Origin of the sequence: Falsiroseomonas frigidaquae (genome assembly GCF_012163145.1) — a bacterium.
GTDB lineage: Bacteria > Pseudomonadota > Alphaproteobacteria > Acetobacterales > Acetobacteraceae > Falsiroseomonas > Falsiroseomonas frigidaquae.
Genome location: NZ_JAAVTX010000007.1, coordinates 12,838 through 27,632 on the forward strand (window position 1 = coordinate 12,838; position 14,795 = coordinate 27,632).

Below are 14,795 nucleotides of genomic sequence, written 5' to 3' on the forward strand. Positions count from 1 at the left end.
CGGCGGCTAATGTCTGTTTTGTAGCCGCTGTGCGCAGAGACTGGCTCGTTTAAAAAGGGATGTCGTCATCCAACGAGCTGTTCGAATGGCTAGATGGGGCAGATGGCTGGTCCACCTTAATCATCCGGGTCCGAACGAGATTAGGTTTCCAGTCATTCGGCAGCATAATTCGTAGACGACCATCAGAATCGAAGAGAGATTCTGACACATAAAGCAACTTTTGATCGCCATTTTTCTGCATAAGGGCGTATTCGGCATCGTCCTTGGAGTCCCAGTGTTCACGCTCTAACCGAACCCACTGACGCGCGTTAAGCCAAGCTTCCATTTCCGTTCTGTCGGTAAAAAAAACCCTATAGGGCGCACCGGTTAAGGCCTTAATCCTGTTAAATATCGGATGATTCTGGATGATTATCGCATCGAGCGCCTCCTCCCTACCCTGAACCGCTGTAAAAAGCCCGCTCCTATCGTTCCGCAAGAGCTCAACCAATTCCTTGAGGGTGTCTGCTGTGGATTTGATAGTATCCGACAGCTGATTTAATTTCTCCTGATTTTGCTGCTGCAAGTAATTTTCAAATAGTCCCGCCCACTGCTCCTTTAAATAACCAATGACCTCGGGCATGTCATCAAACCCGAATATTTGATTATTAAAGGGCAGGGAATAAATTTCTTCCAAGAACTGGTATATTCTTACATCGTCAACGTGATGATATGAGACATCTTTTTCTTTATTCTTTAAGTAGGTCCTGTATTCCGACAGTACGCCTTTATCAACGAAGACGTATGCTTGCTTTCCTTGAGCAACGGCCGTCTTCAACTCCATATGAGAAATTGAATTATTCGGCCCTTCGCGAGATTGCGTTCCGAAACGCCCACCCACTATCGAAACAAGCATACTTACTTTTTCGATCTCTCTATAGCAGTACGCTTCCAGCGCATCACGGCTTTCGTAGGTAATATTTCCACGTTCGTTAAGAACAGCTTCATATCCCATGGTCGTAATGAAGCGCTCAAGCTCCCCACGCACATGACGAAGATCATAGAAAGTTGAGCTAACAAATACTCTTGGCCTAGCCATCCGAGCAGCTCCCGCTTATTGTGCGCGTCTAATTGAGTGAACTATATCTTCTCAAGGTGTATAAGTATTCAGTTATCCTGATCCGAGGAGACGATAGACGCTCGCCCGGCCAATTCCGAGCCGGGTAGCGATTTCCGAAGGCTTCGCACCCTCAGCCTTCAGGCGATGGACTTCCGCCGCCTTAGCCTGAGCCGTAGGCGCCCGCCCTCTGTAGCGTCCATCCGCCTTTGCCTTGGCAATCCCCTCTCGCTGGCGCTCAAGCATCAATGACCGTTCAAATTCCGCCACGGCCCCCAACATGGTTAGCATTAACCGGCCTGTAGGCGTCCCGGTGTCCAGGGCGCTCCCGCCCATGCTCAACACCCTTAAGGCCACTCCCTTGCCTTCCAGGGCGCTCACAGTAGCCAGTAGATCGGACACGGAGCGCGCCAGGCGATCCGGCTTCGTCACCACCAGAACGTCACCCTCACGAACGAACCCTAGCACCGCTTCAAGCTGCGCCCGCTTAGCGAGGGATGAAACCCGCTCACTGAATAGCCGCTCGCACCCTGCGGCCTTCAAGTCGCGCTCTTGGGCCTCTAGGCCCGCTTCCTGTTCAACGGTTGAGGTACGAGCATATCCGACTAGCATGGCAAGCGTCCTGTCTCACTAGGTTCTTAGACATGATCGCTTGCTCTGTCTCATTAGTCAAGCACCATTCGTGTGAGACGTACTGAGACGGCAACAGACTGACTCACTAGGGCTTGGTCTAATGAGACGCCTTCGACCACTGGCCGTTTTGTTAATGCTATGCAACCTTCGCATCAGTCTGAGGGATCATCGGCCATGCCAAATCCAAAGAAGCTCGCCACGATTATCATAGCATTGCTCGCTGCCGCCTTCTTTATCGATGTGACGAGTGGGGAGAGCGAATTTGATATAAATGATGACTCTCGGATCGGCTGGAAGGACGTCGGCCTCTCCTTCTCCTTTGTTGTCGTGCGGCCGTTTATAATTTTTATGAATTCTATATTTGGTGGTGAGGCTAGGCTGTGGCGCTGGACCATCCAAGAGTTGCACGTTGCGGGGATACTGTTTTGGGGGGCGCTCTGGTTCTGCCTTTTCCGTCTCATGGTTTGGTGGCAGCGAAGATAGGTCCCGGAGTAATGCTACTGAAGGATGGCATACAGAGACGCATTTGATCCTGGTCAAGATCGGCTTGCTTGTGGTGATCGCCACAGGTACCGCGACTACCCGCCCCCCCCAGGCAGGCACCATACCCCCGCCCCGTATTACTATGATTACGTGCTTGCTTGAGGATGCTGAAATTCAGATCGGAAACCACTCTCAGTTAGCAGCTTGAGCAAAATCTATCGGACACAAACGGTATGACTTGCCGACGCCTTGATCTACAAAATCCCTAAACGAACTCTAACCTATTGATAAGAAACGAATTATTCTGTACGCCCTTACGCATGCCCTGCTTTTCTACGCAAAATGGAAACCAGATTAGATTTGCAATAATAGGGAAAACGTGCTATGAAAAGCTACTTCCATTTTATGGAAGGCAAGCCCTCACTACCGGCCCTATTTTTATGTATCGAAACACTTACTAAATCATTGCGAAAGGCTGCTTTATGACTCTAGGAAATCACCAAGCGGTTGCGCCGCACTCCGGTCCTTATGTATTATATCAACACAATACCAACCAGCAGCTACCCTCTCAGCATCCTCACCTGACATGGAGCGAAGCTAAGAATCTCATCAACGCTATAGGATACGCCCAGACCTTTCCCCGCCTAAGTCTCTTTCATTTCACTATTTTATGGAAATACGCCAAAGATTATCCAACCTCTACGGCCCCAGGCATGGAGCTTGAGGGCTGGTCTAAGCGGTACGAGCTTCAAAAAAAGCTATTTGAAAGAATGACCAAGTGGATTCAATCACAGCGTTTTGGCGATGAATTTCTTCCAAGGCTCTATGTTTGGGTTCGCGAATGGGGACCGAAGAAAAAGGATCACACTCACCTTCTGATCTATCTGCCAAACCCGGCAATAGCTCAACAGCTACAGGACTTCCTGTTAAGATCGGGAGGTTTTGGTGAAGGTATTAAACATGAATCCCCCATATTGCATACCGCACCCAAAACAAATCTAGGAAAGCACTACGTAAGAAGATATCTTCTTAAGATGCTACCGCCGCATCTGATGGTTGAAGGGAAGAACGTCGCCAGCTACTTCGGAAATAGCCATCATTTAGAGAAAAACAAACCAGCCGTGATCTATTGCAAGCGGTCTGGATGCTCAAGGACACTAGATAGGTTAGCTAGACAGAGGGATGGGTGGGTAGAGAGAGCCATACTTGCTGATCTTGACGGTATTCTTAGATCAAACGGATCGAAGCGTCACTAGGGTTGATACGATACCGAAGTAAGATAATATTACTTTCCACTTAGATAAAATTCGAGTCCCCGGATTACCAGATGATGAGAGGCCGGGCTACACCGCTCATCTAGAATGCCATTTGCGCCGCTATGGTGTACTCGCCAGAGGCTTCCAGCGACCATCAGGCTACCCACCCTACCTGAAAACCACTAGAAGCCGCTGGTGAGGCTCTTATGGGAAGTCGGCTGAGCCGTTTTTCCCATGGATGCTCAACAGAGTGCTGCCGCCTCGGTGCCAGTTAATTTCAAGCGCCGCTTCATCATGCATAACGCCAATGGAATGGATCATCTGGCGAAGCATGGCGTTAGCCTTCGATCGATCCAGAGGAACAGCGGCCAGCATAGCGCCACAGGCGGTAGCTCTACGATGTAGAGCCACTTCCGAGGCAGTGTTTTGCCGAACAAGCTTCCAAGTCATAGCGGCTTTGATTTCCTCTAGTTTTGCTTCTAAGACATCTTGTCGATCACGAAGGGTAGAACGTCTATCTGTGAGACGCAGGTTAATCAGCGCCTCAATTTCAATGGTAAGCATCAACTCGGTCTGTTTAAGCTCATGCATAGCAACATCATGAAGCCCTGCGCCCGCAGTCACATTAGGCTTATCGGCTAGTAGATCGGCAAATCCGTAAGCCCTTGATGTTATTGCATTTTCTATATCTTCAAGGGGGTAACTTGGCGCTGTGCAATCGCCCCGCCTGGCTTTCACACAAACTAGGCGTGGCTTTCCAGCCTTGCTAGAACTACCTTTATTAACCCGAGTCATGGTAAGGCCGCAGAAAATGCAGAATGCTAGACCTGCAACAAGGCTCTGTAATTCACCCTTCTCCGCCCTTACACGGGGACCGTTAGCCTTCCCTTCCCGCATAAGCTGAACCCTATCGAACTGCTCCCTTGAGATAACCGCAGGATAGTACCCAGCAATTGCGTCGAGTGCCTTCCTACCTTTCCGACCACTGCTATACTCAACTTGATGCGGTATGATTACTCCCACAACGGCCTCATTGCTCAAAATCTTCTGAATATAGGTTTTGTGCCAATACATTGCCTTGCGCTTCTGCTTTGGTCCGTCACCAAAGGTTTGGATACCCTCGGCATCCAGCATTCGGGCGATCTGTGCGGCTCCCTTACCCATCTCATATAGATCGAATATGTGGCGAATAATTTCCATGCGAGCTAGATCAATCTCAATGGCTTCTCCGCTTTTATTCATCTTGAGCCATGCTGGCACCCTTGAAGTCATAGGTTCACTTGAAGCAGCAGCACGCTTTGCTTTCCATGCCTCACGTAGTCTGCGCCCCTTCGTCGCACTCTCCTCATTGGCCCTAATCATGACCATCAGGCTCTCAAATATCCTGAATGGGCTTTCGACCATCTCTTTCTTATTGTAAACTTTTTCGTCCTGTACGGTCACGATCGTGATGCCGGAATTTATGATGCTTTGGAAAACCGGCATCGCTTCCCAGGGTGATTGGCGGCTGAGGCGGTCAAGATTCTCAACCAGCAAGTATGATCCACTTTCGACGATCCCATCTTCAACTGCACGCAGGAATGCCGCTAAGGCTCCCTTGTTCGCGTTCCTCCCGTAGTATGCCGAGATGCCCGGATCGTTGAGGGACAGGCTATCATCAAGCTCTAGGCCAGTCTTAGCCGCATACTTCTCCGCCAATTCCCGTTGGCGGCGCGTGCTGTCGCCTGTCGCCTGTTCTGGTGTTGAAAACCTCAGGTAGCTGTACGCTTTGGTCATAGTTGCCTCGCCTCCGTCGCTACTTCATGCGTCGTTGCGGGGTGTAAAGCTACAATATGCTGATGGTCGGCCCGCCGGGTGCAGGCAAATCCATGCTCGCCGCCCGCCTGCCCGGCCTGCTGCCGGACCTGACTCCGGCGGAGGCGCTGGAGATCTCCCTGGTGCATTCGGTGGCCGGCATGCTGAGCGAGGGCCGCCTGCTGAAGCGCCCACCCTTCCGCGACCCGCACCATTCGGCCTCCGTCCCGGCGCTGGTCGGCGGTGGCGCGCGGGCGCGGCCGGGGGAGATCTCGCTCGCCCATCTCGGCGTGCTGTTCCTCGATGAGTGGCCGGAATTTCCCCGCGCGGCGCTGGAGGCGCTGCGCCAGCCGATGGAAACCGGCCGCACCACCGTCAGCCGCGCCAATGCCCATGTCACCTACCCGGCCCGCTTCCAATGCGTGGCGGCGATGAACCCCTGCCGCTGCGGCTATCTCGGCGAGCCCGCCCGCGAATGCGCCCGCGCGCCGGTATGCGGGCAGGACTACCAGCAGCGCCTGTCCGGCCCGCTGCTGGATCGCATGGATGTGGTGATCGAGGTGCAGCCGCTCGCCCCCGCCGAGCTCACCCGGGCCCCGCCCGGCGAGCGGACGGAGGTGGTCGCCGCCCGCGTCGCCGCCGCGCGCGACCGCCAGCGCAGGCGGGGCACCACCCGCTGCAATGCCGAAGCCGAGTGGGACGCGCTGCAACCGATGGCCGATGCGGATGCGCTCGCCTTGCTGGAGACCGCGTCCACCCGGCTCCGCCTGTCCACCCGCGGCCAGGTGCGGACGCTGCGCGTGGCGCGCAGCATCGCCGACCTCGCGGCGGTGGAACGGGTGGGGCGTACGCATGTGGCGGAGGCGCTGGCTTTCCGGCATCGTATGCCCGGACGTGCCAACTGACCTGCACCCGGCGGGGTGGACGGCGGATGAGACAGCCGCAACCTTGCGCCCCGCCACAGGGGAAACGTCATGCAGATCATCCGCGACCTCGCCACGCTGCGCGCCGCCAGCGCGGAAGCTCGCCGCGACGGGCGCCGCCTGGCGCTGGTGCCCACCATGGGCGCGCTGCACCAGGGCCATCTGGCGCTGGTCACCGCCGGGCGGCAGGTGGCGCAGACGGTGGCGGTCTCCATCTTCGTCAACCCGCTGCAATTCGCTCCCACCGAGGACCTGTCCCGCTACCCGCGCGACGAGGCAGGCGACCTGGCGAAGCTGCGGGAGGTGGGCTGCGACATCGTCTGGATGCCCGATGTCCCCACCATGTACCCGCCCGGCAGCGCCACCAGGATCGAGGTGACCGGTCCCGCCGAGGGCTATGAGGGCGCCGCCCGCCCCGACCACTTCCGCGGCGTCGCCACGGTCTGCACGAAGCTGTTCAGCCAGACCCAGGCGGATGTGGCGGTGTTCGGGGAGAAGGACTGGCAGCAGGTGCAGGTCGTCTCCCGCGTCGTCGCCGACCTCGACCTGCCGATCCGCATCCTGCCGCATCCGACGGTGCGGGAGGCGGATGGGCTGGCCTGTTCCTCCCGCAACATCCGGCTGACGCCCGAACAGCGCGCCCTGGCGCCGCTGCTGCCGCGACTGATGGTGACGGCGCTGGATACCATCCGCGCCGGCGCCGCCCCCGGCCCGGTGCTGGAGCGTGCGACCCGGCAATTGCAGGAAGCGGGCTTCGTGCCGGATTACCTGGCGCTGGTGCAGCCGGAGACGCTGCAGCCCTGGCAGGGCGGCCCGGGCCGGCTGCTGGCGGCGGCGCGGCTGGGCGAGGTGCGGCTGCTGGACAACATGGCGCTTTAACCGGCCGGCAGCTCCCGCCGCGCCCGAACCACCGGCGGCGGGAAGCGCACCAGTTCCAGCGCGACGCCGCGCGCCCGTACCGGCCCCGCCCCAGGCATGGGCCAGGCCGCCAGCGCGGCCGACGCATCCACGGCGCCCTCGGCCAGGGTAGCATGGGGCACCCAGGCGCCGGGGCGGACATGCGGGTGCAGCGCGTCAGCCGGTAGCGCGTCCGCCAACGCGGCGTGCAGCGCCAGCAGGGCCGATGTCACCACCGGGGCCAGGAACAGAATGGCGGGCGGGCCGGGGAAGATGCCGAAGCCGGCAAAGGCCAGGTCCACCGCCCCAACCTGCGCCGCCGCCATGGCCCGGGCGAAATCCGGCTCGACCTCATCCTCGCCGCGCAGCAGGGTGATATGAGGCGGGTAGCCCAGTTGCGGCGTGACCCAGCCGGGCAGTGCCGCGCCCAGCCGCGCCAATACGGCCTCCCCCCGGGCATCCATCCGCAGCGTCACCGCGAACGGCATCAGCCCATCGCCCGGAAGGCGTCCGCGATGCGGCGCACCCTGCCCTTGCCATCAACCAGCAGCACGTCGAAGCGCACGCCTGCCGCGCCGTGGCCTGGGTTCGCGGCCATCCAGGCCTCGGCGGCGGCCATCAGCCGCGCCTGCTGGCGGGGGCCGAGGGCGAAGGCGGCATCCGTCAGCGTGGCCCGCGCCTTCACCTCGACGAAGACCAGCAGCCCGGCGCGTTCCATCACCAGGTCGATCTCACCGGCACCCGTGCGAACCCGGCGGGCCAGCGTCGCGAACCCGTCCTGCGCCAGCGCGGCCTCCGCCGCCGCCTCCGCCTGGCGGCCGCGCGCCTCGGAGGCCTGCTTCGTTGCGCGGCGCATGACGTCGGGTTCGGCCATGCCCTAGACTAGCCGCATCACGCGGGCGGTCCCAATGGCACTCCGAGTCCTTCTGCTGCTTCTCCTCGCCCTGCCCGCCCTGGCGCAGCCGGCGCAACGGCACATGGCGGCCACCGCCAACCCGCTCGCCAGCCACGCGGCGCGGGAGGTGCTGCGGGAGGGCGGCAGCGCCCTGGATGCGGCGATCGCCGCCGCGGTGCTGGTGACGCTGACGGAACCGCAGGCCAGCGGCATCGGCGGCGGTGCCCTCCTGCTGCACCAGGATGGCGAAAGCCGGGAAATCCAGGCCTGGGATGGGCGGGAGATAGCGCCCGCCGCCGCCACGCCGCGCCTGTTCCTGAACCCGGACGGCACGCCGATGCGCTTCGCCCAGGCAATGGAAGGCGGCCGCAGCGTCGGCGTGCCCGGCCTCCTGCGGATGCTGGAGGCAGCGCATCGCGACCATGGCCGCCTGCCCTGGGCGCGGCTGATGGCGCCCGCCATCGCGCTGGCCGAAGACGGCTTCGCCGTGTCGCCGCGCCTGGCCGCCGCCATCGCCACCCATGCGGAATCGCTGCGCCGGGACCCCGGCGCGCGCGCCTATTTCTTCGACGCGGAGGGCACCCCCTGGCCCGCCGGGCATGTCCTGCGCAACCCGGCGCTGGCGGCGACGCTGCGCCAGGTCGCGCAGCAGGGGGCGGATGCGCTGCATCGCGGCACGCTGGCAGAGGCGATCGCCGCGGCGGTGCAGGGCCACGCAAACCCCGGCGGCATGACGCCGGCCGACCTCGCCGCCTACGCCCCCGCCCGCCGCCTGCCGGTCTGCACCCCCTATCGCATCTGGCGCATCTGCGGCTTCGGTCCGCCGAGTTCCGGCGGCGTGGCGGTCGGCCAGATCCTCGGCGTGCTGGAGCATTTCGACCTGGCCGCCCTGGCGCCGGAAAGTGCCGACGCGGCGCATCTGCTGGGCGAGGCCGGGCGCCTCGCCTTCGCCGACCGCAATCTGTACCTGGCCGACCCCGATTTCACCCGCGTGCCGGTGGCCGGGCTGCTGGAGGGCGCCTACCTCACCGGCCGCGCGCAGATGGTGGATCGTGACCGCGCCATGGCGCCGCCGCGCCCCGGCAATCCCCGCTGGCGGGAAGCCGGGCTGGCGCCGCAGCCGGCGGAATATGGCACCGGCACCACCCACATCGCGGTGGTGGATGGCGCCGGCAACGCCGTCTCGATGACCTCGACCATCGAGGCCGTGATGGGCAGCCGCATCTTCGTCGGCGGGTTCCTGCTGAACAACGAACTCACCGATTTCAGCTTCGTGCCGGAGGTCGAGGGCCGCCCCGTCGCCAACCGGGTGGAGCCGGGCAAGCGGCCACGTTCCTCGATGTCGCCAACCATCGTGCTGGATGGGGATGGGCGGCCGGTACTGCTGGTGGGCTCCGCCGGCGGTGCGCGCATCATCGGCCATGTGGCGCAGTCGCTGGTGGCGATGCTGGATTGGGAATTGCCGCCGGATGCCGCGCTGGCGCTGCCGCGCATCGGCGTGGTCGGCACGGCCGCGGTGGAGCTGGAGGCTGGCACCCCGGCCGCCGCGCTGGCCCCGGCGCTGGAAGCGCGCGGCCATCGCGTGGATGTGCGGGAGATCAACTCCGGTCTGACCGCCATCCGCATCACGCCACGCGGTATCTGGGGAGCCGCCGACCCCCGGCGCGAGGGTATCGCCCTCGGCGATTGAGCCGACATACCCCCGGCGATTGAAGGATATCCGCTCATGCACCGCCTGCTCGCCTGCCTGCTGCTGCTTGCCACCCCCGCCTTGGCCGAGGAGACCAAGGAGATCGGCCATGTGAACACGGCGATCACCAATCTCGGCCTGACCCGCAGCCACCGCGTGGTGGTGGAACGCTTCACCGATCCGGAGGTGCGTGGCGTGTCCTGCTACATCAGCCAGGCCCGCACCGGCGGCCTGTCCGGCATGCTGGGCGTGGCGGAGGACCCGGCCCGCTTCGCGCTGAACTGCACGGCGACCGGCACTGTGGAGGTACAGCCGGGCGCCCGCCGCGGGGATCGCGGCGAAGTGGTGTTCGAAAGCAGCACCAGCCTGTTCTTCAAGGAAACCCGCGTCCACCGCTTCGTGGATGAGGAGCGCAATGCCGTGGTCTATCTCGCCTGGTCCACCCGGCTGATCGACGGCTCGCCCTACAATGCGGTTTCCGCCGTGCCGATCCGGTAGGCGCGGTCGGTCCGTCCGCCAAGACGGATCACGGCCAGGGTCGCCTGGTCGCCGCCTTCACGGATGCGGCGCGCCGGGCACGATCAGGCGCCAGAGCTGGCGCAGTTCCTTGATGCTGCGGATGGATTCGACGAGGGAGTGGAAGGTCGCCCCCTCGCTCTTGTCCTGGTCGACGGACACGAAGCTCTCATAGGTGTTCTGCCAGTTGGTCTGGTGGCCGGTCTTCGAGATCCGGTAGCCATGGGCGTCGAGAAACACCGCCTCGCGCCCAGTCGCCGTCAGCCCCTGGCGGCCACTGTCCCACAGGTTGATCTGCCAGCGGGGCGAGGCGAGGTTGAACTGCGCGCCGCCATGTGCGCCGCCGAGCAGCCAGGCGTCATTGTACAGGAAATGGTAGCCGGACCGGCCGCCGCGCCAGGCGCTGTTCACCCCGGCATAGTAGTGCATCACCATGCCGCCGGTGGCGACGGTCGTGATCCTGCCGACCGCCGCGTGCATGGCCTCATCCGCATGCGTGATCACGCCGAGGCCAGCATGATCTGCCTCGGTCAGCGCGTTGCCGAACATCGCGGGAGTCCGGCCATGCTCGTCCACCGTAGTTCGGCCCATGACCATGGTGCCGTACTGGACGTTGCGAGCCTGCTGGTAGATGCCATAGGCGCGCTTCGGATCGGGAGCTGCCATCCAGTTGATATTGCGGCTGAATTCCAGATAGTAATTGGCGACGACCCGGTAGTCCGCCCAGAAGGAAGCGTAGCTATTGTACATGCGTCGGTCCTTGGCGGGGTCATCATTGCGAAGCTGGTGAAGGCGCAGTCGGGCGGCAGGAGGCGCCGTTGACGGTTGCCGGTTCCTGCAAGAGCGACCTACCCGACGATACTAAACTGCAGCATCGGCGCAAATATTTCGCGTGTTTCGCCGGCTCTGGGCGGCCCGTTCAGCCGCCGCCTTCCGGCCAGCAGCGGGCCATCGCCTCGGGCAGGATTTCCCGCATCACCGGCGGGGCAAGCAGCGGCAGCAGCTCCGGCTCCGGCCAGGGCACCACGTAATGCGACCAATCCGTCGCATCGAAGACGGATTGCGCCGCGGCCTCGGGCAGGGTGCAGTCTCGGCTGGCCGGCCATGCGGGGCGCGTCAGCATGGAGGCCTCCATCCCCTGCCCCGCCGCCGCCAGCAGCAGCAGCCCCGCCAGCAGCCATCGCCGCCAGCCGGCAGACAGTTGCACGGCACAGCCCGCGGCCACCGCCAGCACCGCCAGCGGCGCGATGCCGGTCCGCATCGTCATCTCGTTGCCCGGGCCGAAGACGTACAGCGGCAGCAGCGCCAGCATGGCCAGCGACGCCGCCAGCAGACGGGATCGCAGCAGCAGCAGCGTGATGCCACCGACGATCCCGAACTCGATGGCGAGGAACAGCGCCAGCCGTGGCAGCACCGCCAGCCCATGTTCCGCCAGCAAAGCGCCATGCGGGATCGCGCTGGATCCGGCGGCGAGGAACCAGCCCAGCGGCACCGCCAGCGCCACGCCGAGCCAGTTGGCGGGCGCAATGAGCGCGGCGCGCCAGAACCCGCCCGTCAGCGCCGCCACCGCCGCCACGATCCCCGCCCCCAGCGCGCCCAGCGGCGACCACGCCGTCGCCGCCGCCAGGGGCACCGCCACCGCGCGCAGGAACTCCGCCCGCCGCGCATGGCGCAGCAGCAGCAGCGCCGGAATCCAGGCCGGCAGGGCGTGGTTCGGCACCCACATCAGCAGCGTCACATGCCCCGAATACTGGAAGATCCGCGCCCACCACTCGCCGCCCCGGCCCCAATAGCTGGCCAGGCCCCAACCCTCGGTCACGTCCAGCCAGATATTGGGCAGCAGGTCGAGCCCACCGAAGGTCAGGAATACCAGCACCAGCCAGCGCGCCCGCAGCCCCACCTGCCGGGCCAGCGCCAGCAGCAGCGCCAGCACCAGCGCCAGGCCGAGCGCGGTCCAGGCGAACAGCGCCGCCTCCGCCACCGCCAGCCCGCCGATCCGCCCGGCGAGCGCGGCCGGCATGTAGTAGCCCAGCGGCGCGCGCAGCAGCCGCACCACATCTCCCACCACATAGCCGACCGGCCAGGGGCCCAGCGCCAGGTCGCGCAGCACCGCGTCGCGGATCTGCCAATCCACCGGCGCATAGAGAAGATGATGCGTGCCGCTGCAGCCGAAGCTCCAGGCCAGCCCACCAGCCAAGCAGGCCAGCGTTGCGCCGCGCCCCAGCGGCCAGGCGGACCGCCAGCCCGGGGTCAGCGCGAAGCCCGCCACCCCGGCGGTGACGGCCAGCAGCGCCCAGGGCCATGCGAAGAAACCACCGGCGAAGATCAGCGCCGGCGCCAGCAGATAGCCAACGCAGGCGAGCAGCAGCCGGTCCGGGGCCGCCCCGCCCAGCGCGGTGTCGAGGCTCAGCCGCGGCTTTCGCGGATGTTCGCGCGCTTGCGCGTATCCGGCTGCAGCTTCGTCCCCAGCCCTGCGCCCTGCATCGGCCGACAAAAACCCTTCTCCAGCCGAGGCAGTTCGGTCACCAGGTCGCGGTACCAGGTGGCCAGTGTCGCGCGAACCACCTCCTGGAAGATCGCCGTCGCGGCGTGCAGGGCGAAGTGGAGGCTGGCGACCAGTGTCACCGGCCCCGTGCAATCGTGCGGGGCCACCGGGCGGGCCCAGGCCTCCGCCAGCGCCGCGATCTTCCGCGCTTCCGTCAGGCCGCCGCACCAGGTCAGGTCCACCATCACCACATCGGTGGCCCCCGCCACCAGCAGGTCCCGGAACGCCACCTTGCCGCCCAGGGTTTCGCTGGCGCAGATCGGCACGCCCGGCACCGCGCGGCGCAGTTCCACCAGGGCGGCGGTGTCGTCCATCTTGCAGATCGGATCCTCCACCCAGAAGGGCCGGATCGGCGCCAGCGCCTGGCAGATGCGGGTGGCGGCGGGCAGCGAGAAGATGGAGTGCAGCTCCGCCATCACCTCCATCCGGTCGCCCACCGCCTTTCTTATCTTCTCAAAGGGTTCCATGCCCTTCTTCAGATCATCGAGGTTCATGAGCTGGCCGCCGGAGGCCGGGGCGTAAACGTCGAAGGGCCAGATCTTCATCGCCGTAAAACCTTCCTCCAGCAGCGAATGCGCCAATTCGTCGGCGCGCTGCATGAAGGCGACCTGGTCGTCATAGGGGCCGATGGCGTTCTCGCCCGCCCGCACGTCGCGGCGGTCCCGGGCCGAGTTGTAGTCATAGCCCGCGCAGGTGTTGTAGGCGCGGATGCGGTCCCGGCTCAGCCCGCCCAGGGCTTCGTGGACCGGCACGCCGAGCCGCTGGCCCATCAGGTCCCACAGCGCGATGTCCACGGCGGAGGCCGCGCGCATCTCGGCGGAGGACGCGCCGAAGCCGACATAGGGCGTCATCAGGTGGCGGTGGATACGCTCGATGTTCCGTGAATCCTGGCCGAGCAGGTAGGGCGCGACCAGTTCGTGGATCTGGCCTTCCACCGCCGCCGCCCCGCGGAAGCTTTCGCCGAGGCCAACCAGCCCCTCCGCCGTCTCGATCTCGACCCAGAGGATGTTCGCACGCTCCGGCACGCGCAGCGTGCGGACGCAGGTGATGATCGAGGGAATCATTCCGCGCGAATCCCCTGGCGACGCACCACATCCGCCCAGCGGGCCACTTCCGCGCGCACATGGGTGCCCATCGCCTCCGGCGTGCCGCCGAGCGGCGCCACGGCAAGCTCCGCCATGCGCGACCGCACGCGGGGGTCGGACAGCGCCTGGTTGAAGGCGGCGTTCAGCGCGGCGATGGCGGCCGGTGGCGTGCGGGCGGGTGCCATGAAGCCGAACCAGCTGTCGATCGCCATGCCCTGCACCCCCTGCTCCGCGAAGGTTGGCACATCCGGCAGTTCCGCCAGTCGCTGGTCGCTGACCGCGGCCAGCGCGCGGACCGAGCCGGCGCGCAGATGCGGCAGGATCGAAGGCAGATTATCGAAGAACACGTCGATCCGCCCGGCGATGAGGTCCGTGATGGCGGGGCCGGAGCCGCGATAGGGCACATGCACCATCTCGATTCCCGTCACCGCGCGCAGCAACTCCGGGCCCAGGTGGTTGGAGGCGCCGACGCCGGAGGAGCCGAAGCTGATGCCGCCGCGCTGGCTGCGGGCGAGCGCCAGGAACTCCGCGACGTTCTGCGCCGGAAGCTCCCGCCGCACCGCCATCACGTTGCGCACGGCGCCGGTCAGGATGACGGGCGCGAGGTCGTTCAGCAGGTCGTATCCCGCATTCGGATACAGCGCCGGATTGGCGCCGCAGGGGCCGAAGGCGCATTGCAGCAGCAGCGTGCCATCGGCCGGGCCCCGCGCCACCTCCGCCGCGCCGATATTGCCGCCGGCACCGGCCTTGTTCTCCACCACCGCACCGCGCGGCAGATGGGCGGAGGCCGCCTCCGCCAGCACGCGGGCGACGATGTCGCTGGTGCCGCCCGGCGCGTAGGGCACCAGGATGCGGACCGGACGGTCCGGCAGGTCTGCCGCCCTCACCGCAGGGACGACGAGCAGCACCGCGCCCAGCGCGAGCCAGAACCTTTTCCGCATGGTTGTTTCCCCCTTGGCCTAGGCGGCGAAGGCTAGACCCGGCG

Annotated in this window: 14 protein-coding genes and 1 pseudogene; 6 read left to right on the forward strand and 9 right to left on the reverse strand. The window is 64.1% G+C overall.

The window, feature by feature from the left end:
* Positions 1-49: 49 nt before the first annotated feature.
* Both HB662_RS22780 and HB662_RS22785 read right to left on the reverse strand, forming a co-directional pair.
* A complete protein-coding gene (locus HB662_RS22780) occupies positions 50-1,075 on the reverse strand; it encodes a DUF4062 domain-containing protein (RefSeq protein WP_171970280.1) in 1,026 nt (341 codons plus the stop codon).
* A gap of 72 nt (positions 1,076-1,147) precedes the next feature.
* Complete coding sequence (locus HB662_RS22785; protein WP_168053207.1) at positions 1,148-1,705, reverse strand: recombinase family protein; 558 nt, start codon at positions 1,703-1,705, stop codon at positions 1,148-1,150.
* A 195-nt stretch (positions 1,706-1,900) separates the two neighbouring features.
* Between HB662_RS22785 and HB662_RS22790 the strand changes: the two genes are divergently transcribed.
* Positions 1,901-2,209 carry a hypothetical protein gene (locus tag HB662_RS22790; RefSeq protein WP_168053209.1) on the forward strand — a complete coding sequence of 103 codons (309 nt, stop codon included), beginning with the start codon at positions 1,901-1,903 and terminating at the stop codon, positions 2,207-2,209.
* Positions 2,210-2,691: 482 nt separating this feature from the next.
* On the forward strand, positions 2,692-3,465 hold the full coding sequence (locus tag HB662_RS22795; RefSeq protein ID WP_168053211.1) for a hypothetical protein: 774 nt from the start codon (positions 2,692-2,694) through the stop codon (positions 3,463-3,465).
* A gap of 204 nt (positions 3,466-3,669) precedes the next feature.
* On the opposite strand, the gene HB662_RS22800 is transcribed toward HB662_RS22795, so the two are convergent.
* Positions 3,670-5,241 carry a recombinase family protein gene (locus HB662_RS22800; RefSeq protein WP_168053213.1) on the reverse strand — a complete coding sequence of 524 codons (1,572 nt, stop codon included), beginning with the start codon at positions 5,239-5,241 and terminating at the stop codon, positions 3,670-3,672.
* A 50-nt stretch (positions 5,242-5,291) separates the two neighbouring features.
* Here HB662_RS22800 and HB662_RS22805 point away from each other — a divergent pair.
* Together HB662_RS22805 and panC are read left to right on the forward strand one after the other, a co-directional pair.
* A pseudogene (locus tag HB662_RS22805) lies at positions 5,292-6,164 on the forward strand (YifB family Mg chelatase-like AAA ATPase); the annotation flags it as partial.
* 69 nt (positions 6,165-6,233) lie between these two features.
* On the forward strand, positions 6,234-7,061 hold the full coding sequence (panC, locus tag HB662_RS22810) for a pantoate--beta-alanine ligase (RefSeq protein WP_168053217.1): 828 nt from the start codon (positions 6,234-6,236) through the stop codon (positions 7,059-7,061).
* Here panC and HB662_RS22815 read toward each other — a convergent pair.
* Positions 7,058-7,567 carry a 2'-5' RNA ligase family protein gene (locus HB662_RS22815; protein ID WP_168053219.1) on the reverse strand — a complete coding sequence of 170 codons (510 nt, stop codon included), beginning with the start codon at positions 7,565-7,567 and terminating at the stop codon, positions 7,058-7,060. The two genes, panC and HB662_RS22815, sit on opposite strands and share 4 nt — an antisense overlap.
* On the reverse strand, positions 7,567-7,953 hold the full coding sequence (locus HB662_RS22820; RefSeq protein ID WP_209443451.1) for a YraN family protein: 387 nt from the start codon (positions 7,951-7,953) through the stop codon (positions 7,567-7,569). The genes HB662_RS22815 and HB662_RS22820 overlap by 1 nt, the downstream gene beginning before the upstream one ends.
* A gap of 34 nt (positions 7,954-7,987) precedes the next feature.
* Between HB662_RS22820 and ggt the strand changes: the two genes are divergently transcribed.
* Entirely contained in the window at positions 7,988-9,664 is a 1,677-nt protein-coding gene (gene ggt, locus HB662_RS22825; RefSeq protein WP_168053221.1) for a gamma-glutamyltransferase, read from the forward strand.
* A 36-nt stretch (positions 9,665-9,700) separates the two neighbouring features.
* Complete coding sequence (locus HB662_RS22830; protein ID WP_168053223.1) at positions 9,701-10,162, forward strand: CreA family protein; 462 nt, start codon at positions 9,701-9,703, stop codon at positions 10,160-10,162.
* Between the two features lie 57 nt (positions 10,163-10,219).
* Here HB662_RS22830 and HB662_RS22835 read toward each other — a convergent pair whose 3' ends face one another.
* From HB662_RS22835 to HB662_RS22850, 4 genes are all read right to left on the reverse strand, one after another.
* Positions 10,220-10,930, reverse strand: coding sequence for a hypothetical protein (locus tag HB662_RS22835; protein ID WP_168053225.1), 711 nt, complete (start codon positions 10,928-10,930; stop codon positions 10,220-10,222).
* Positions 10,931-11,099: 169 nt separating this feature from the next.
* The gene (locus tag HB662_RS22840; protein ID WP_168053227.1) at positions 11,100-12,674 is read right to left on the reverse strand and encodes a hypothetical protein; all 1,575 of its coding nucleotides are present in this window, start codon (positions 12,672-12,674) and stop codon (positions 11,100-11,102) included.
* Positions 12,587-13,789, reverse strand: coding sequence for a mandelate racemase/muconate lactonizing enzyme family protein (locus HB662_RS22845; RefSeq protein ID WP_168053229.1), 1,203 nt, complete (start codon positions 13,787-13,789; stop codon positions 12,587-12,589). Before HB662_RS22845 ends, HB662_RS22840 begins: the two co-directional genes overlap by 88 nt.
* Positions 13,786-14,751, reverse strand: coding sequence for a Bug family tripartite tricarboxylate transporter substrate binding protein (locus HB662_RS22850; protein WP_168053231.1), 966 nt, complete (start codon positions 14,749-14,751; stop codon positions 13,786-13,788). Before HB662_RS22850 ends, HB662_RS22845 begins: the two co-directional genes overlap by 4 nt.
* Positions 14,752-14,795 lie beyond the last annotated feature (44 nt).